16 protein-coding genes are annotated in these 18343 nt (G+C 63.8%); 9 read left to right on the top strand and 7 right to left on the bottom strand.

Annotated features, from left to right (window positions below; translation table 11 throughout):
* Positions 1-22 precede the first annotated feature (22 nt).
* Together HV770_RS08310 and HV770_RS08305 are read left to right on the top strand one after the other, a co-directional pair.
* Positions 23-775 (top strand): TerC family protein, encoded by a 753-nt coding sequence (locus HV770_RS08310; protein ID WP_175158949.1) that lies wholly within the window; start codon positions 23-25, stop codon positions 773-775.
* Positions 776-911: 136 nt separating this feature from the next.
* Positions 912-1214, top strand: a complete 303-nt coding sequence (locus tag HV770_RS08305) for a TFIIB-type zinc ribbon-containing protein (RefSeq protein ID WP_175158948.1) — start codon at positions 912-914, stop codon at positions 1212-1214.
* Between the two features lie 14 nt (positions 1215-1228).
* Here HV770_RS08305 and HV770_RS08300 read toward each other — a convergent pair whose 3' ends face one another.
* From HV770_RS08300 to HV770_RS08285, 4 genes are read right to left on the bottom strand one after another with little or no spacing between them, the layout of a single operon-like run.
* Positions 1229-1924: a DUF2894 domain-containing protein gene (locus HV770_RS08300; protein ID WP_175158947.1), complete on the bottom strand. Its 696-nt coding sequence runs from the start codon at positions 1922-1924 to the stop codon at positions 1229-1231.
* A gap of 31 nt (positions 1925-1955) precedes the next feature.
* Entirely contained in the window at positions 1956-2603 is a 648-nt protein-coding gene (locus HV770_RS08295) for an OmpA family protein (protein ID WP_175158946.1), read from the bottom strand.
* Complete coding sequence (locus HV770_RS08290; protein ID WP_175158945.1) at positions 2600-5218, bottom strand: DUF802 domain-containing protein; 2619 nt, start codon at positions 5216-5218, stop codon at positions 2600-2602. The genes HV770_RS08295 and HV770_RS08290 overlap by 4 nt, the downstream gene beginning before the upstream one ends.
* A gap of 10 nt (positions 5219-5228) precedes the next feature.
* The gene (locus tag HV770_RS08285; protein ID WP_175158944.1) at positions 5229-5981 is read right to left on the bottom strand and encodes a DUF3348 domain-containing protein; all 753 of its coding nucleotides are present in this window, start codon (positions 5979-5981) and stop codon (positions 5229-5231) included.
* A 282-nt stretch (positions 5982-6263) separates the two neighbouring features.
* Here HV770_RS08285 and HV770_RS08280 point away from each other — a divergent pair, with 282 nt between their 5' ends.
* The 4 genes from HV770_RS08280 (at position 6264) to HV770_RS08265 (ending at position 11915) form a co-directional block, all read left to right on the top strand.
* Positions 6264-7496 (top strand): NAD(P)/FAD-dependent oxidoreductase, encoded by a 1233-nt coding sequence (locus HV770_RS08280; protein WP_175158943.1) that lies wholly within the window; start codon positions 6264-6266, stop codon positions 7494-7496.
* Between the two features lie 638 nt (positions 7497-8134).
* Complete coding sequence (locus HV770_RS08275) at positions 8135-10384, top strand: TonB-dependent receptor (RefSeq protein WP_175158942.1); 2250 nt, start codon at positions 8135-8137, stop codon at positions 10382-10384.
* A gap of 11 nt (positions 10385-10395) precedes the next feature.
* Positions 10396-11235, top strand: a complete 840-nt coding sequence (locus tag HV770_RS08270) for a tetratricopeptide repeat protein (protein ID WP_175158941.1) — start codon at positions 10396-10398, stop codon at positions 11233-11235.
* The gene (locus HV770_RS08265) at positions 11232-11915 is read left to right on the top strand and encodes a Fe2+-dependent dioxygenase (protein ID WP_175158940.1); all 684 of its coding nucleotides are present in this window, start codon (positions 11232-11234) and stop codon (positions 11913-11915) included. Before HV770_RS08270 ends, HV770_RS08265 begins: the two co-directional genes overlap by 4 nt.
* Before the next feature lie 89 nt (positions 11916-12004).
* On the opposite strand, the gene mctP is transcribed toward HV770_RS08265, so the two are convergent.
* A complete protein-coding gene (gene mctP, locus HV770_RS08260; RefSeq protein WP_175158939.1) occupies positions 12005-13486 on the bottom strand; it encodes a monocarboxylate uptake permease MctP in 1482 nt (493 codons plus the stop codon).
* Positions 13483-13680, bottom strand: coding sequence for a DUF3311 domain-containing protein (locus HV770_RS08255; protein WP_042329644.1), 198 nt, complete (start codon positions 13678-13680; stop codon positions 13483-13485). The genes mctP and HV770_RS08255 overlap by 4 nt, the downstream gene beginning before the upstream one ends.
* Before the next feature lie 168 nt (positions 13681-13848).
* Between HV770_RS08255 and HV770_RS08250 the strand changes: the two genes are divergently transcribed.
* A complete protein-coding gene (locus tag HV770_RS08250) occupies positions 13849-15264 on the top strand; it encodes a cache domain-containing protein (RefSeq protein ID WP_175158938.1) in 1416 nt (471 codons plus the stop codon).
* Entirely contained in the window at positions 15261-15908 is a 648-nt protein-coding gene (locus tag HV770_RS08245) for a response regulator (RefSeq protein WP_175158937.1), read from the top strand. Before HV770_RS08250 ends, HV770_RS08245 begins: the two co-directional genes overlap by 4 nt.
* A 66-nt stretch (positions 15909-15974) precedes the next feature.
* Here HV770_RS08245 and HV770_RS08240 read toward each other — a convergent pair whose 3' ends face one another.
* A complete protein-coding gene (locus HV770_RS08240; RefSeq protein WP_175158936.1) occupies positions 15975-16364 on the bottom strand; it encodes a hypothetical protein in 390 nt (129 codons plus the stop codon).
* Between the two features lie 640 nt (positions 16365-17004).
* Between HV770_RS08240 and oxlT the strand changes: the two genes are divergently transcribed.
* Positions 17005-18336, top strand: a complete 1332-nt coding sequence (oxlT, locus tag HV770_RS08235) for an oxalate/formate MFS antiporter (RefSeq protein ID WP_175158935.1) — start codon at positions 17005-17007, stop codon at positions 18334-18336.
* Positions 18337-18343: the final 7 nt, after the last annotated feature.

Below are 18343 nucleotides of genomic sequence, written 5' to 3'. Positions count from 1 at the left end.
ATCGATTTTCTGTCACCGCCCCATGGACTCTCTGCTCGTACTCGTTTGCGACCCTGCCGCATGGGCCGCGCTGCTGACGCTGGTCGTCATGGAAATCGTGCTCGGCATCGACAACCTGATCTTCATCTCGATCCTCAGTAACAAGCTGCCCCAAGCACAACGCGCGCGCACGCAACGCATCGGCATCCTGCTCGCGCTCGTGATGCGGCTCGCGCTGCTCGGCACGGTCGCGTGGATCGCGCAACTGACCGAAACCGCGTTGACGCTTTTCGGTCACGGTTTCTCGTGGCGCGATCTGATTCTGCTCGGCGGCGGCCTGTTCCTCGTCTGGAAGGCGACCAGCGAAATCCGCCATCACGTGACCCACGCCGACGAAGTCAGCGACAAAGCGAGCAGCACCGTCCAGTTGACGATGGCGGCCGCGATCGGCCAGATCATCCTGCTCGACATGGTGTTCTCGGTCGACAGCATCATCACCGCGGTCGGGATGACCGAGCATATGCCGATCATGTTCGTCGCGGTGATCGCCGCGGTCATGGTGATGCTGTTCGCCGCGCGCCCGTTGTCTCGCTTCATCGAGCGCAATCCGACCGTCGTGATGCTTGCGCTGAGCTTCCTGCTCGTGATCGGCATGACGCTGATCGCCGAAGGTTTCGGCTCGCACGTGCCGAAGGCTTACATCTACGCGGCCATGGCGTTCTCCGCGTTCGTCGAGGCCATGAACATGCTCGTGCGGCGCGCGAAAGCGAAGCGTGCGGCCGGCGTCGCGCAGTGAGCGCCGGTATGCGGCCCCGTATGAACCGCGGTTGAGGAAAGTGGGTTCAGGCAGTGCCGGCTAGCGGGTCCCGTCGCGGTGGCTAGCCGGGCTGAACGTTCGAAGTGAGGATACTTTCAAGTCGAGGAGTGACACCATGAAATGCCCTGTGTGCAAGACGACCGACCTGCTGATGACCGAGCGCCGCTCGATCGAGATCGACTACTGCCCGGTATGCCGTGGCGTCTGGCTCGATCGTGGCGAACTCGACAAACTGATTGCGCAGGACGCGGCCGGGCAGATCGAGACGCCCTCGGCCGCGCGCGCCGGGCGCGAGAGCCAGCGCGATCGGGAGTCTGCGTACGAGAGCGACCGCCAGCGCGGCTACGACGATCACCGAACCGGAGATCGGGGATATAAAAAGAAACGCTCGATTTTCGACGTGTTCGACTTGGACTGAACGCTCTCGCATCGTTAGCGTGCTTTACCGCGCGCGCCTTTGCCGCCGCTTCCGGCGCGCGGCGCTTCTTTACCCACTGGCGCGCCGCCGCCGTTTAGCTGCTCCATCCACGCCAACGTATCGACGTACGACAAGAACTGCTTCAGATATCCCGGCGACAACTCGCGCATCAACGAAAGCGAACGGTGCACGAGGCTGCTCGAGTTGAGCGGGCCGGCGTTGCCGGGCACTTGCGCCAGCGACTGGCGCATCTGTTTCTCGGCGCGGACTTTGGACCAGACGTCCCGGAAGTAATCGAGCGCCGGCAACTCCGGATACGAAGCGGCGTCCGCGCGCTCGGCTTGCACATGACGGGCGATGTGGCCGATCAGATCCGCCAGCGTTTCCTGGGCGCGCTCGCGTGAAGTCGAGACCGGCGCAGTGGCGGCGGCGGCTTCGGCTTCGGCTTGGGCTTCGGCTTCGGCTTTGGCTTCGGCTTCGGCGGCTGCGGCTGCGGCTGCGGATGCGGCCGCGGCCGTCGCGCGTTCGAGATCCGCGGCATACGCATCGAGCAATCCTGACAGCCTCTCGTCGAGCATGCGCCGCGCCTCGCCGCCATGAGCGGCGGCGCGACGTTCCAGCGCCGCGATGAAATGAAAGCGCACGGGGTCCAGACGATCCGCACCGCGCGCACGCCACGCGTCGAGCGTCGCGCGGGCGGTGTTTGTCACGCCGCTCTCGTTGCTATCGTTGCTGTCGCCGCTATGCACCGGGCTTCACCGTTGCTGTCGACGGCCGGGGAATCGGCGCGATTTCCACGCGACGGTTTTTGGCCCGCCCTTGATCATCCGCATTCGAACTTACCGGCTGCTGCGAGCCGAACGCGGCCGCGAACACCGACGCCGCCGGCACGCCTGCGTCGATCAAGCCACGCGTCACCGTCAAGGCGCGCTGCGCCGACAGCTCCCAATTGTCCGCGAAACGGCGATTGCCTTCGCGCAGGCGCTGGTCGTCGGTAAAGCCGCTCACCATGAGGGTTTCGTCGTTGGCCTGCAGATACGCGGACAGCGGTCCGGCGAGGCTCTTCAGCAGATCCCGGCCTTGCGGCTGCAACTGATCGGAATTCAGCGCGAACAGCACGTTGCCGCTGATGCCGATGCGCCCGTTGACGAGCGTCACGCGCCCGGCCGCCAGCGGCCCGGCCAACGCCTGCTCAAGCGTCTTGCGGCGCTGCGTTTCCGCCTGGCGCTGCTTGACCTCCTGCTCCAGCTTGTTGGAGAGCTCGAGCTGCACGCCGATGACGCTCACCAGGATCAGCACGAACGCGCCCAGCAGCACCGACATCAAATCGCCGAATACCGGCCAGATCGGCGCGCCCGGCTCCACGCCGCCGTCGATTTCCTCGCTCATACGACGTCGGCTCCGGCGGACGCGCGCTGACCCGCAATCCGCTGCAGGTCTTCGACGATCTGCTTCTGCGACATCACGCTCAAATCGATCACTTCACGCGCCTGCGCGACGTAATAGGCCAGTTGTTCGTCACTGCGCGCGAGGGACTTGTCCAGCGCGGTCTCGATACGTTGCAGGTGAGCGGCCAGCTTGTCGTTCGATTCGCCGAACATCTGCACGGCCGCGCCGAACGCTTCGCCGAGGCTCGCCACTTCGACCGCGCTGCCTGTGACTTGCGCGGCGACCGCGCCGAGCTTGCCGGTCTCGTGCTCGACGTGATCGGTGAAGCGGGTGCCGACGCGCTCCAGCAGATCCGCCGAGGTGGCGACCAGCGTGTCAACCGCGGTGCGTTGCTGGGTGGACGCGTGGTTCACAGCGTCGAGCAGCGTCTCCAGCGTTTGCAGCAAGCGGCTGCGCTCCTGCAGCATCGCGGTGTCGCGGACCATGCTGTCGGAGAGCTTCTGGCGCAGTTCGGCGACGACCTCCGCCGCGGCCTTCGGCGCTTCAGACGCGGCTTGCACAAGGCGCTCGATCTCGGCGATCGTGTCGCTTGCATGCGCTTGCGTTTGTGCCGAGATATCGCGTGCGGTTTGCGCCAGCGCCTCGCAGATTGCCTGCTGACGGCTCGCGGTTTGCGCGCCCGACTGCTCCCACTGTTCGCTCAATTTAGCGGCCATCGAACCGAGCGTTTCGGTCCATGCCGCCAGACGTTCCTGATCCCGCGCGGCCAGTTCCGCTTGCAGGTTCGCCGCAGCTTTCGGCGCTTCCGCCGCCGCTTGTACAAGGCGGTCGATCTCGCCGATCGTCTCGCTTGCATGCGCTTGCGTTTGTGCCGAGATATCGCGTGCGGTTTGCGCCAGCGTTTCGCAGATTGCCTGCTGACGGCTCGCGGTTTGCGCGCCCGACTGCTCCCACTGTTCGCTCAATTTAGCGGCCATCGAACCGAGCGTTTCGGTCCATGCCGCCAGACGTTCCTGATCCCGCGCGGCCAGTTCCGCTTGCAGGTTCGCCGCAGCTTTCGGCGCTTCCGCCGCCGCTTGTACAAGGCGGTCGATCTCGCCGATCGTCTCGCTTGCATGCGCTTGCGTTTGTGCCGAGATATCGCGTGCCGTTTGCGCCAGCGCCTCGCAGATTGCCTGCTGACGGCTCGCGGTTTGCGCGCCCGACTGCTCCCACTGTTCGCTCAACTTCGTCGCCATCGACCCGAGCGTTTCACTCCAAACCAACAGCCGCTGTTCGTCGCGTGACGCCAACGCCGTTTGCAAATCCGCATGCGACTGACCCACCGAGCGCAACAGCGACGCCGAATGCTGCTCGAAGGTCGCAGCAGCCGTCACAAGCGCTTGCTGGTTGTTCGTCGCCAGCTTCTCGCCGACGCTCGCCTGCTGCGACAGCGCATCCTTCCATGCTTGCGACACACTGCCCGCCGTCGCGTCGAGTCGCGCGGATACGCCGTCCAGCAGCGCAGCCGAGCGTTGTTCGAAGATCTCGGCGGCACGTTCGTGAGACGTCCGCAGATGCGCGGCCAGTTCGTCGTTCGAGCGCTGATGGCCGGCCAATGCGTTGTTCCAGATCTGCGCGACGTTCGCGCTCGTAGCCTCGAAACCGCTCGAGAGTCCGTCGAGCTGCCGCTGCACCGCCTGGGAGACCGTCTCGTGCAACGCCGCCGCCTCACGCGCAAGGCCGGCCAGCGTGGTTTCCATGATCGGCTGCAACGCCGCGCCGGCAGCACGTGCGCTTTCGGCGACGCTGTCCTTCAACGACTGTTCGACGGCTCCGGCAAGGCGCATATACGCGGCCTCGGTCTTGCCATGGAACGCGTGCTGGTTTGCGATCTGCCGCTCGTTCGACGCGGCGCTCTGTTGCTCGATGGCCGTCATCATCGTCTGCAGGCGTTCGACCAGCGCCGGCATCACCTCGGCCTGGCGTTGCAGCAGCCTGAAGCTTTCCTCGCGCTGATGGCTCTGCGAGTACACGCGCAAGCTCGTCGCGATCTTCATGTCGAGCGTCTGCGCCGCTTCGAGCCGCTCGCGGCGATACAGCGCGGACAACAACCCGAGCATCGCCGACGTGGCCACGCCCGCAATCGAGGTGCCAAACGCGAAGCCCAGCCCCTTGACCGGCGCCGCCAGCGACGCGCGGATCGCCTGCAAATCCGTGGCGCTCTCCAACGCGAGGCCTGTGCCACGCAGCGTCGCCACCATGCCGAGCAGCGTGCCCAGCATGCCGAGCAACACCAGCAGGCCGACGAGGTAAGGCGTCAGCGCCGGTCCCGGCAAGGCTACGCGCTCGCCCTCGATGCGCAGCCGCGCCGCGTTGCGCAGGCTCGGATGCAGCGGCTCCAGCCATGCCGCAAGACTCGGCGGCGGCCCGGCGAGGCCCGTGACCGCGCGCGTCAACGTCGCAGTCGCCTGACTGTAGCGGCGCAATTCGAGCGCGCCTGCCACGTAGCAGGCACCGATCAATAACGTGACGGCCAGCGCCAGCGGGTTCGAACCGACATAGCTGGCAGCGATCCAGCACGCAGCGGCCAGACCTGCCAGGAATACAACGAGATCAATACGATATCTGGACATAGCGTCCCAGTTAGCGGGTGCGAAGGGCCGCGAGCAACCCCTCCACCGGTTGAAAACGAACCTCCAGTTCGGCAAGCAGGACGCTCTGCATATCCTTGCGGAATACGTCCAGCCAGGCGCCAGGCGTAACCGGCACGGCGTCTTCGGAAGCCTCTGCTGTCTGTGCGGCGGCAAGCGCCTGCTCTTCAGCTGCGCGCAAACGCTCGAAGTGCCCGGCAAGCAGGCCCGGCACCGACGCGAGGAGATTCCGCTCGCGCTCGCTCAGCGCACGCTCCATCACCGCGTCGATCAGCGCGAGACGCGCCATCGCGGGCGTCCGCGCGGCGAGCATGCCTCGCAGACGGCCGCGCAGCGTGGCGATGCCCGTTTCCATCGACTGCTGGATTGCGAGGTAGCGTTGACGAAACACGGCGTAGTCGGCTGGGGCATCCTGCATCTGCATCTGCATCTGCGTTTGCCCGTGACCGCGCCGCCGCGTTCCGGCCAACACGCTGTCGCCGGCAACGGCCTTGGCGAGCGCGCCGCGCACACGGACGCACTCGTCCTCTTCGGCGCTGCCGAAGCCGCGCGCACCGGCGGCGAGCGCGGGCGGATTGCCGTTCAGCGCCGACGACAACGCAATCGCGTCGGTCCAGCCGAGCCATTGGCTCAGCCGGTCCGACAGCGACTGCCTGGATTCGGGGACATCGACGTCCGCCAGACGGGCCAGCAGGCGAATAAGCGCCGGGCCGCTGGGCGCTATGCGCTGGGGGGCTTGCAACATACCACCGGAGACAAAAAGTCAGCAGTTTACACGGTGACGGGATGCGGGTCGGTGCCGGATGATGTTCGATGCTTCGAAGTGAGGCGGATCAGTGTGTGTGACGCGCACTTGCATGGCTCCTTTTCGCGGGTTTTCCGTGTCCATTCGAGCGGGTTATCCGGGTTCTGCGGCAACACCGCGTTGTAAGATGAAACCCGCCGAGACCAGAGTTCAAGCGATGAGCGGGTCCTGGATATCTTCGATCTTCAAGCGCAATCATTTCAAGCGAGGCAAACACGCAGCATGAAATTCGATACCGTCGTGCTCGGTGCCGGCATTGTCGGCGTAAGCGTGGCCGTGCATTTGCAGAAGCGCGGCCGCCAGGTTGCGCTGATCGATCGCAAATTGCCCGGCAACGAAACCTCGTTCGGCAACGCCGGGCTGATTCAGCGCGAAGGCGTTTATCCCTATGCGTTTCCGCGCGACCTCGGCACCCTGCTTCGCTACGCGCGCAACCAGTCGCCCGACGTTCGCTACCACGCCGACGCGATGCTCAAGACCGCGCCGTTCCTGTGGCAGTACTGGCGCAACTCTCATCCGGCAAGACATGCGCAAATCGCGAAGTCGTATTCGACGCTAATCGAACATTGCGTGAGCGAGCACCGCGCGCTTGCTGCCGCTGCCGGTGCGAGCGCGCTGCTGCGCCCGATCGGCTGGATCAAGGTGTTTCGCAGCGACGCGGCACAGGAGGCGGAAATGCGGCTCGCGCAACAGTGGCATCGCGAGTATGGCGTCGCATTCGAAACGCTCGATCCCGCACGCTTGCAGCAGATGGAGCCCGATCTCGACACGCATCTGCGAGGCGGGCTGCGCTACCCCGAATCCGATTCGGTCAGCGATCCGAATGCGCTTGTCACCGCGTACGCGAAGTATTTCGCAGCGCTGGGCGGACGCTTTTTTTTCGGCGATGCGGACACGTTTCGCGAAGGCTGGCAGGTCGATACGGAAGCCGGCACGGTGAAGGCGGACTCGGCGGTCGTCGCATTGGGACCGTGGTCGGATCGCGTGAGTTCGCGGCTCGGTTATCGCGTGCCGCTCGCTGTCAAACGCGGATACCACATGCATTACGCGGCGCGAGAAAACGCCCGGCTGAATCATCCGGTGCTGGATGTCGAGAACGGCTATCTGCTCGCGCCGATGGCGCGCGGCATCCGGCTCACGACCGGTGCCGAAATCGCGCGCCGCGATGCGGCGAAAACGCCGACGCAACTCGCCGCGGTCGAGCCGATTGCGCGCACGCTGTTTCCGCTTGGCGAGCGTCTCGACCGTGAACCGTGGATGGGCGGGCGCCCATGCACACCCGACATGATGCCGGTCATCGGGCCGGCGAAGAGACACGCGGGTTTATGGTTCGCCTTCGGCCACGCGCACCACGGACTGACGCTCGGTCCGATAACGGGCCGGCTGATCGCCGAGATGATGACCGGGGAACCGACGGTGGTGAATCCGCAGCCGTTCAGCGTCGAGCGGTTTTAGTGCTGGCGCGAATCCTGTAGCGGGGCATCGCATGCCGTGGATCGCGCAGGTTTCTTGCACAACGAACCTGCGCCGCCTGCATGAGAACGTCGGCGCGGCCCTGTTCGGACTGCCAGCCGCAGACCGGTCCGCGAAACGAAGCTTTGGCTCCTGCGTTACCGGCGCCTTTGCAGCAACACATCGACCGCCACATCGCGGTGAAAACGTCCGCCCGCGTACCTGAATCTGAATCACGGCCATGCGCGGCCTGTTATTCGTATGAAAGAACAGGGACGAACCGAAACACTCGAGCACGCTCATTGAACGGTCGCCTCCCTCTTTCCCTATCGAAAAGAGGGCGAAGCCATCGTCGCGCACCCTCTTTTCGGAGCTGTCGCGTGTTCGCCACGCGAGCGCAATAAAGACGAATATACGCGCCAAATACAGCGCTTCTTCCGTTAACTCTGTGCGTTTTCCATCCAGTTCGCCGCGGCAGCACGATCGCACCAGATGGCAGTTCCATCGCTCTTTATTGAGAACGCTTCTCAATTACCCAGCAATTACTTAGAATGCGGTTCGCAAACTCTTTGTAATAAACATGGAATTCATGGGTAAGGTTCACCACGCCCTCCCGGATTCCAGCACTACGGGATAAAAAAATGAAGTTGCGGTCCGACGAACCGAAGCTCGGCAAAATCAGCACGACGCTGTGCAGCATGTTGGCTGCCGGCCCCGCCCTCGCCCAAGACACCACGGGCACTGCGCCGCCTGAGCGGGAGGGCCAGCTCGCAGCGATCGCCGTGCAAGGCCAGACGGACGACGGCTTCAAGACGGACCAGTCGTCTTCAATCAAATTCACCGCGCCGCTGCTCGACACGCCCCGCTCCGTGACCGTGATTCCGCAGGAGCTGATCCAGAGCACCGGCGCCTCGACGCTGACCGAAGCGCTGCGCACAGTGCCGGGCATCACTTTCGGCGCCGGCGAAGGCGGCAATCCGCTCGGCGACCGGCCGTTCATCCGGGGCTACGACGCGCAGGGCAGCACCTTCGTCGACGGTATGCGCGATGTCGGCGCGACCACCCGCGAAGTGTTCAACATCCAGAGCGTCGAAGTGACCAAGGGCGCGGACGGCGCATTTGGCGGCCGCGGCGGCGCGGGCGGCAGCATCAACCTGATCACCAAGACCCCGCATCTGGGCAACTCGGCGGACGGCAGCGTGGGGCTGGGCACCGACCGCTATCGCCGTTTCACTGCCGACGGCAACTGGCAAATGGCCGATCACGCGGCGTTCCGCCTGAACGTTATGAGCCACAACAACGACGTGGCCGGCCGCGACGCGGTCAACAACGAACGCTGGGGCATTGCGCCGTCGTTCACGTACGGCCTCGGCACGCCGACCCGCGTGACGGCGAGCTACTATCACCTGCAAACGGACGACCTGCCCGACAGCGGCATTCCGTACTACTACACGACCACCAACAAGCCGGCAGGCGTCAGCACGATCTATCCGGCTCCGGTTGACCGTCACAACTTCTACGGTCTGATCGACCGTGATTTCCGCAAGACGACTTCGGATATCGGCACGGTGCGTATCGAGCACGACATCAACAGCAACCTGACGATCCGCAATACGACGCGCTACACGAAGTCGAGCCAGGACTACATCTGGACCCAGCCGGACGACAGCCAGGGCAACGTGGTGAACGGCATGGTGTGGCGCCGCGCGAACACGCGCGCGAGCGACGTCTATAGCCTCGCGAACCAGACCGAACTGTTCGGCGAGTTCAAGACGGGCTTCCTGAAGCACAGCTTCACCACCGGCCTCGAAGTGTCGCGCGAAACGAGCGTGAACGACTCGTACGCGGTGGCTGCGGCAAGCGGCGCGATCTGTAAGACTGCCGGCATCGGCGCGGCGTCGAACTATAACTGCACGAGCTTGTGGACGCCGAATCCGAACGACCCGTGGGCCGGTTCGGTCAAGCAGACCAACGACCCGAGCGAGCAGCGCACGACCACCAGATCGCTGTACGCATTCGACACGATCGAGCTGACGAAGCGCTGGCAAGCCAACGTCGGCCTGCGCGTCGACGACTACTCGACCGACTTGCGCAATACCGTCGCCAACGGCGCCGGCCGAGTCTCGCGCGACGATACGCTGTTCAACTACCAGTTCGGTCTCGTCTTCAAGCCGGCGTCGAACGGCAGCATCTATACGTCGATCTCCACTTCGTCGACGCCGGCCGGCTCGCTGCTCGGCCAGGGCAGCGAAACGCAGTCGCTCACACCGGGTCGTGGCGGCGTTGGCGTGAACGCGGCTGCCCTCTCGCCGGAAAAGAACCGCAGCATCGAGCTCGGCACCAAGTGGAACGTGCTGGACAACAAGCTCTCGCTGACCAGCGCGATCTTCCAGATCGACACGACCAATGCACGTGTCACGCTGCCGGACAACACCTACGCGATGGTCGGCAACAAACGGGTGCAAGGTTTCGAATTCGGTTTGGCCGGCCAGTTGACCAACAAGTGGCAAGTATTCGGCGGCTACACGTATCTGAAGAGCGAGTTGCGCGACAACGGCAAGACCACGTCGGATAACGGCCACCGGTTCCCGAACACGCCGAAGAACAGCGTCAGCCTGTGGACCACCTATGACGTGCTGCCCAAGTTCACGATCGGCGGCGGCGCGTTCTACATGTCGCAGGTGTACGGCGACACGGCGAATCTGCGCGCGGTGCCCTCCTACTGGCGCTTCGACGGTGTGGCGACGTACCGGGTCAATAAGCATGTCGACCTGCAGTTGAACGTGCAGAACATCTTCAACCGCACCTACTACGATCAGGCTTATGCGGCCCACTATGCGTCGATCGCGCCAGGACGTTCCGCGTTCCTGACGCTCAACGCGCACTACTAGGCACCGGCCCGATGGAACAGGTGACGTTGAAGGCGTTGGCGAGCGTGTCCCATGACGAGCTCGCCACGATTCTCTCCGGGCCGGCTGCCCAAGCCGCCGCCTGGGTGGCGGCGGCCGCGCATCACGGCATCGTCGAAGCGCAGGCCGTGTATGGGCAATATCTGCTCGATGGCCATGGCGTCGAGCGCGATGCCGAAGAAGCGTTCACCTGGTTCAGGCACGCTGCACGGCGCGATCATCCTATGGCGATGAACATGCTGGGCCGCTGCTACGAACATGGCTGGGGCACCGCCGCTTGCGCCCCGGTCGCGGTCTACTGGTATCGGCTCGCGGCGCGGGCCGGACTCGATTGGGGCATGTACAACTACGCGTCGGCATTGGCGCTCGGCAACGGCGTCGAGTGCGATCGCGCGGAGGCGTTGCAGTGGTTCCGGCGCGCCGCCGAACTGGGGCACGCGAAATCGCTGAACTTCGTCGGCAGCTTTTACGAAGACGGCTGGGAAGTCGACGCGGATGCAACTATCGCGCTCGACTATTACCGGCGCGCGGCGCAAGGCGGCGACTTCCGCGGTCAGTTCAACTATGCGCGGCTGCTGGCCGAACGCGGCGAGATCGACCACGCGCTGCAATGGCTGCAACGTGTGCCGCACACGGCGACGCCGACGTTCGTCGCGAAGATGCAGCGATGGCTGGCGGCTTCGACGGTGAGCGTATTTCGCGCGCTGGGGGAAGACATCGAGGCAAACGGCTTCACAGCGAACGCCGCCGCGCCCATCACCGGCAACACCACGGCGAACGGCAACGCGCAATATAACGCCATGCTGCGGCCCGCACAGGAATCACGCGCATGATGCTCCACCTGCAAGGCGTACTCAGCAAACAGCAGGTCGCGCAATACCGCGAAGTGCTCGACGCGGCGCAATGGATCGACGGCAATGCGACTTCCGGCATGCAGTCGGCGCAGGCCAAGCGCAACCAGCAACTCCCCGAAGGCTCACCGGCCGCGCGCGCGGTCGGCGATGCGATTCAGGACGCGCTCGGCGTCAACGCGCGATTCTTTTCCGCGGCGCTGCCGCTGAAAGTGTTCCCGCCGCTCTTTAACCGCTACGCAGGCGGCGACGGTTTCAACACTCACGTGGATAACGCGATCCGCCTGCTGCGCGGCACTGACTTCCGCCTTCGCAGCGATCTGTCGGCCACGCTCTTTCTGGCCGAGCCGGACACTTACGACGGCGGCGAACTCTGCATCGAAGACACCTACGGCGTGCATCGCGCGAAACTGCCCGCCGGCGATATGGTGCTCTACCCTGCTTCGAGTCTGCATCACGTGAGCCCCGTCACGCGTGGCGTGCGAGTCGCATCGTTCTTCTGGATCCAGAGCATGGTGCGCGACGACGGCGAGCGCACCATGCTGTTTCAACTCGACAACGACGTGCAGCGTCTTGCCGCCGAGAAGGGTTCGAACGACCCCACGGTGGTCAGCCTCACCGGCATCTATCACAATCTGCTGCGCCGCTGGGCCGACGCCTGAGGCGAATCGGCAAGGAACCGCCAAAAAGTGGGCAAAAAAACGCCGCGAAGCAGAAGCTTCGCGGCGTTCTATTCAGACAAACACAACGATCAGGCCGCTGCCACCGCTCGGCGCGGCGACACCGCCGACACGGCAAAAGTCACGACGATATTGGCCACCAGCGCAATCAGGCCGATATACAACGGATAGGTGGTAGCGCCGAGATGCAGCGCGTACACCGGCTTGAGCCCTTGCGAGATCGCCATCCCGGACCCGATCAGGATCCCGACCAGCCAGCCGAAGAACAGACCCGGCGTGTTGAGTCGACGCGTATACAACGAGAACACGATCGCCGGGAAAATCTGCAGAATCCACACGCCACCAAGCAACTGCAGGTCGATCGCATACTGCGTCGGCAGGAACACGATGAACAGCAGCGCGCCGAACTTCACGACCAGCGACACGATCTTCGCGGTCGAAGCCTCGCTCTCGGGCGAGATATTCGGCGAAACCAGCGGACGCCACAGATTGCGGGTGAAGAGATTGGCCGCGCCGATCGACATGATCGCGGCGGGCACCAACGCACTGATCGCAATTGCCGCAGCCGCGAAGCCGACGAACCACTGCGGGAACAGCGTGCCGAACAACGCCGGCACCACGTCGGACGCCGACTTGACGTTCACGTCGGCGGCGATCGCCATATAGCCGAGCAACGCGATCAGACCGAGCAGCAACGTGTACGCCGGCAGGAAGATCGCATTCTTCTTGACCGTCTTCGCCGACGCGGACGACAACACTGCCGTCATCGTATGCGGATACATGAACGCCGCCAGCGCCGAACCCAACGCGAGCGAAGCGAACGCGGTGAACTGCCCCGGGTGCAGAATGATGCCGGTCATACCGCCCTTGGCCTTGAAATGCGCATCGGCCGCGTCGAACACGTGCGCGTAGCCGCCCAGCTTCGCCGGAATCAGCCACACCGCCGCGATCACGACGATATAGATCATGATGTCCTTGACGAACGCGATCATCGCCGGCGCGCGCAGGCCGCTCGCATACGTGTAGAGCGCCAGAATCACGAAGGCGACGATCAACGGCATTTCGCCGCTCACGCCGAGCCCTTTGATCACCACCTGCATACCCACGAGTTGCAGCGCGATATACGGCATCGTCGCGACGATGCCGGTCAGCGCGACCGCCGCCGGGAACCACTTGCCGCCGTACTCGCCCTGCACGTAGTCCGCCGCCGTGATGTGGTTCTTCGCATGCGCGACCTTCCACAGCTTCGGCATCACCGCGAACACGAACGGATAGACGATGATCGTGTACGGCAATGCAAAGAAGCCGTACGCGCCCACCGAATACACCAGTGCGGGCACCGCGATCACGGTATAGGCGGTGTAGAAGTCGCCGCCCACGAGGAACCACGAAATGATCGTGCCGAACTGGCGGCCGCCAAGGCCCCATTCATGCAATTGCGTCAGGTCGCCCCGCTTCCAGCGCGCGGCGAAAAAGCCGATCACGGTGACGAGCACGAAGAACGCGATGAACACGGTCATCGCCACCGGGTTCACGGGATTGAGATCATTCATTTGACACCTCGATACACGATGTAAATCAGCAGCGAGGTCAACGGCACCCACAGAAACTGATACCAGTAGAAGAACGGAAAGCCGAACAGCGGCGGATGCGTGTCGTTATAGAACGGCAGCCACAGCAGCGCGATATACGGGATCAGCAGAATGAGCCAGAGCCATGAACGGCCGGCGGATGGGGAGGTCTCCACGAACTTCTCCTAGGTCTATTATCGATCGCGCGCAACAAGCCAAAGGGAGCCGCCGCGCGCGGGTTGCCGCGGGGATGTAGTATTCGCCTTCGTGAGCGTCCTCACAAGCGCGCAACTACGTAAGCCGGTTACGTAATACTACGTAGCCTGTCGGCTGTTTTTTCAACGATGAAACTCAAAGCGAAGATTGTCCTGCTGGCGATCGTGCCCTTTCTCGCGGCCATCGCCAGCATCGAAACCGGCGTGCGCCGGGAAGCCACGGCGCTCGCCGAAACGCAGCACGCGACCACCCAGGCCGCGTACATGGCGAGCAAGGAAATCGAGCTCAAACATTACGTCGAGCTTGCCACCACCGCGATCGCGCCGCTTTACGATGCCGGCCGGGACAACGCGCGCGACGATGCACTGCTGCGCATGCGCGCGCTCGACGTGTTGGAAAAAATGGATTTCGGCAAGGACGGCTACTTCTTCGTCTACGACATGCACGGCCGTTCGCTGATGCATCCGCGCGAGCCCGATCTGGTCGGACGCGATCTATGGGCGCTGCGTGACAGCCAGGGCACGCCGACGATCCAGCAGTTGGTCGCCGCGGCCTCGCGCGGCGGCGGCTACGTGCGTTACCTGTGGCATCGACCGTCGACCGGCAAGATCGCGTCGAAACTCGGCTACGTGGTGCCGCTCGAACGCTGGGGCTGGATGATCGGCACCGGCATCTATCTCGACGACGTCGACACGACGCTCGCGCATATCGACGAAGGCGCGGCCGCCAACATCGATCGCACGATGAAGTGGATCGACGCCATTGCCGTGGCCGGGCTCGCCGTGATCGCGCTGTGCGCGATCGTGCTCAACGTCACCGAATACCGCAGCGCCGACGCGAAACTGAAGCGGCTCGCGCAACAGGTGGTCGAGTCGCAGGAAAACGAACGCGCACGTTTGTCGCGCGAATTGCACGACGGCATCAGCCAGATGATGGTGTCTGTGAAGCTGCTGCTCGAATCCGCGCTCGCGCGCTTCGAGCGCGGCGAAGCGCGCGTGCCCGCCGCCGAAGCCGCGCTCACCACCAGTCTCACGCGGCTCGGCGATACCTTGCGCGAAGTGCGGCGTATTTCTCACGCGCTGCGTCCGTCGATGCTCGACGATCTCGGCGTTGCGGCCGCGCTGGAGCAACTGACGCGCGAACTCAGCGAGGAGTCCGGTATCGAGATCGGCTTCACGCAGATCACGCACACACATGCGGCAACGCTGCCCGACACCGTCAACACCGTGCTGTTTCGCATCGCCCAGGAAGCGTTGACCAATATCGTGCGCCATGCGCAGGCGTCGAGCGCGGCGCTCGCGCTCGACATCTCTCACGACGCGGTCACGCTGACGATCGCTGACAATGGCCGCGGCTTCGACGTAACGCACGCTTTCGTCGGCCGGCGCTCGGGCATCGGTCTGCGCAATATGCGCGAGCGGCTAGAAGCGCTCGGCGGCAAGCTGTCGCTCGCCTCACAAACCGGCCATACGGTCGTCACCGCGCGCGTGCCGCTCGGCACATCCGAGGCGGCGCAGCCGCCCCTGCAGGAAATCCATTCATGAACGACACCTCTTTCGCCATCGCGCGCCTGCTTCTCGTCGACGATCACCCGCTCGTGCGCGACGGGCTGCGCGCGCGTCTCGAAGCGGTGCGCCACTTCAAAGTGGTCGGCGAAGCGGGCAACGCGCAGGAGGCGCTAACACTCGCCGCGAGCGAGACGCCACATCTGGTGCTGATGGACGTCGGCATGAACGGGATGAACGGCATCGCGCTGGCGGGGCTCTTTCATGAGCGCTTTCCGGCGATTCGCGTGCTGATGCTGTCGATGCACGACAATCTCGAATACGTGACCCAGGCGGTTCGCGCGGGCGCGAGCGGCTACGTGCTCAAGGACTCGCCCGCCACTGAAATCATTCAGGCGATCGGCGCGGTGCTCGACGGCAAGACGTTTTTCAGCGCGGGGCTCGGCGCGCGGCTGATCCAGGCGACGGCGACGCAATCGCCCGTCGAACGTCTCACGCCGCGCGAGCGCGACATTCTCGATGCGTTGGCCGAGGGCCTATCGAGCAAGCAGATCGCCCAGCGCAACGATCTGTCCGTGCGGACGGTGGAGACGCACCGGCTGAATCTGAAGCGCAAGCTCGATATCGAAGGTCAGGCGGAACTGATCAAGTTCGCGGTGGAGAATCGGCGCACGCAGCGGTGAGGCGCTAAAGCGCTGAACGGCGCGTAGCCGTCCCGCAGCCGGCGCCCTCATGCCGCGCGCCGCCGTCTACGCGCCCGCCAGCGCCGGCAACTCCGCTTCGTACGACAGGCGTTCGGACCCGCGGCTCATCTGTGATTGACGCATCACGTGGCTCGCACGCGTCGCACCATCGACCCGTATCTGCAAGCGCGCCGGATAGCGGGCGTGTTTCTTCTCGAGAATGGCACGGCTCAGAAATTCGGCGCTATAGGCTTTCAGCAAGTGCGGATGCTGCGCTTCGATGTACGCGGCAATCTGCTCCTGTTCGCCATCGATCATGGCCAGCGTCGTCAGCGTGCGCTCATCCCAACGGAAGCGCAGGCCGAGTTCGTCGAAAGCGGCGTTATAGGCACACAGTTGCGCCTGGACTTGCGCATCGTGCTCGCTGTCGCGAGCATGCAATTGAGCTGGGTTCATGGTCGTCTCCTTCCGGCAAGTGACATTGACTCAGAATAGAAGCGCCCATGAATAAACAATAGTTAAAGTTTTTTCGATAAACGATAGTGTTTTGTTTATATATGGGGCCGCCGGTGCGGCGGCGTCAAGCGGCGGAGACCCAGTTATTTACCTCCCGCATGCGCGGTCTCGCAGGAAATCCAACGACCTCATGCGCAGCGAAAACCCCGTCCTGCATGCTTTTCGAGCCGCTTAATCTTCACAGCGGCTACCCGCCGAACGAACCGGGTTCGTCAGCTTCGCGCGCAAGAAACGCGCGGTGAGCTAACCTCCGGGGAAACCCGCTCTCGGCGAAAAAGTCGCGTTCCGCACTTCCTCCGGGGGCCAAAGGGTAGACCCTCATATTAGGGATGCCTAATACAAACCATAAAATGTTTTAACTTTTGTTTATTGCCGTTCACGCGCAGCATCCCCTCACACACGTTGCACGTGCAATAGCGTTCTCTGAACTCTTGTGCGTGGGCGAGTAAGGGTTTTCGCGAGTGCAGTGCTTCTGGCCGACCATTGGCGCTTTCATCGCCCGCAGCCAAACGGCGACGAAGCGATTCGATCACGTAAGTTCAACGCGCCATTCGAGCGCGGCAGAACAGGAGACGGAGACATGGGACATCCCAACGTATCGGAAGGCGGCCGCGCACCATTCTGGCAGCACCGGTGGGTGCAACTAGGCATCGGCATCATGTGCATGGGCCTGGTGGCGAATCTGCAGTATGCGTGGACGCTGTTCGTCGTACCGATGGACAACGCTCACCATTGGGGCCAGGCGGCGATCCAGACCGCCTTCACGATCTTCATCGTCACCGAAACCTGGCTCGTGCCCGTCGAGGGCTGGCTCGTCGACAAGTTCGGGCCGCGCCCGGTGGTGAGCGGCGGCGCATTGTGCGCAGCGCTCGGCTGGATCATCAACGCACATGCGACCAGTCTCGCCGAGCTGTACGTCGCAGCGGTCATCGCCGGCATTGGTGCGGGCTGCGTGTATGGCACCTGCGTCGGCATGGCGCTCAAATGGTTTCCGGACAAACGCGGTCTCGCAGCCGGGTTAACCGCAGCGGGTTTCGGCGCCGGCGCGGCCGTCACGGTGATACCGATTGCCAACATGATCCAGCGTTCGGGCTACGAGCACGCGTTCATGTTCTTCGGCATTTTCCAGGGTGTCTTCATCCTGCTGCTCGCCACCCTGATGGTACGGCCGAAGCCGCCCGCCAATGCGATCCCGGCCAAACGTATCGTTGCCAGCAAGATCGACTACACCTCCGGCCAGATGATCCGCTCGCCGCTCTTCTGGGTGCTGTATTTCATGTTCGTATTCGTGGCAGCCGGCGGCATCATCGCGACGGCGCAACTCGGGCCCATCGCGAAGGAATATGGTTTTGCCAAGCTGCCCGTGAGTTTGATCGGCATCACGCTGCCGCTCCTCACGATGACGCTGTCGATCGACAACCTGTGCAACGGCTTCACCCGTCCCCTCTGCGGCTTTCTCTCAGACCGCATCGGCCGCGAAAACACGATGTTCATGATCTTCCTCGGTGAAGGTGTCGCGCTGCTGGGGCTGATGCAGTTCGGCCACAACCCGTATGCGTTCATGTTCTTCGCAGCCGCTGTCTTCCTCTGCTGGGGCGAGATCTTCTCGATCTTCCCCGCGACTTGCGCGGACACGTTCGGCAGCAAACACGCCGCTGCGAATGCGGGCACGCTGTATACCGCGAAGGGTACGGCCGCGATGCTGGTGCCGATCGCCTCGCTGCTGTCGGCCAACGGCGGATGGAACACGGTGTTCATCTCGGCAGCGGTGATCTCGATCGCCGCCGCCGTCTCCGCGAAGTTCATCCTTGCCCCCATGAGAAAGCGCTGGATCGAAAACTCGGGCGCGCGCGCCGGCGTAGCCGTGCCCGAACCAAGGCTGCAGCCGTGGTCCAGCGGCTCATCCGAATAAACGTTCG

It is taken from the genome of Paraburkholderia fynbosensis (genome assembly GCF_902859935.1).
In the GTDB taxonomy this organism is placed as follows: domain Bacteria; phylum Pseudomonadota; class Gammaproteobacteria; order Burkholderiales; family Burkholderiaceae; genus Paraburkholderia; species Paraburkholderia fynbosensis.
This window is presented reverse-complemented; position numbering and strand designations above follow the sequence as displayed.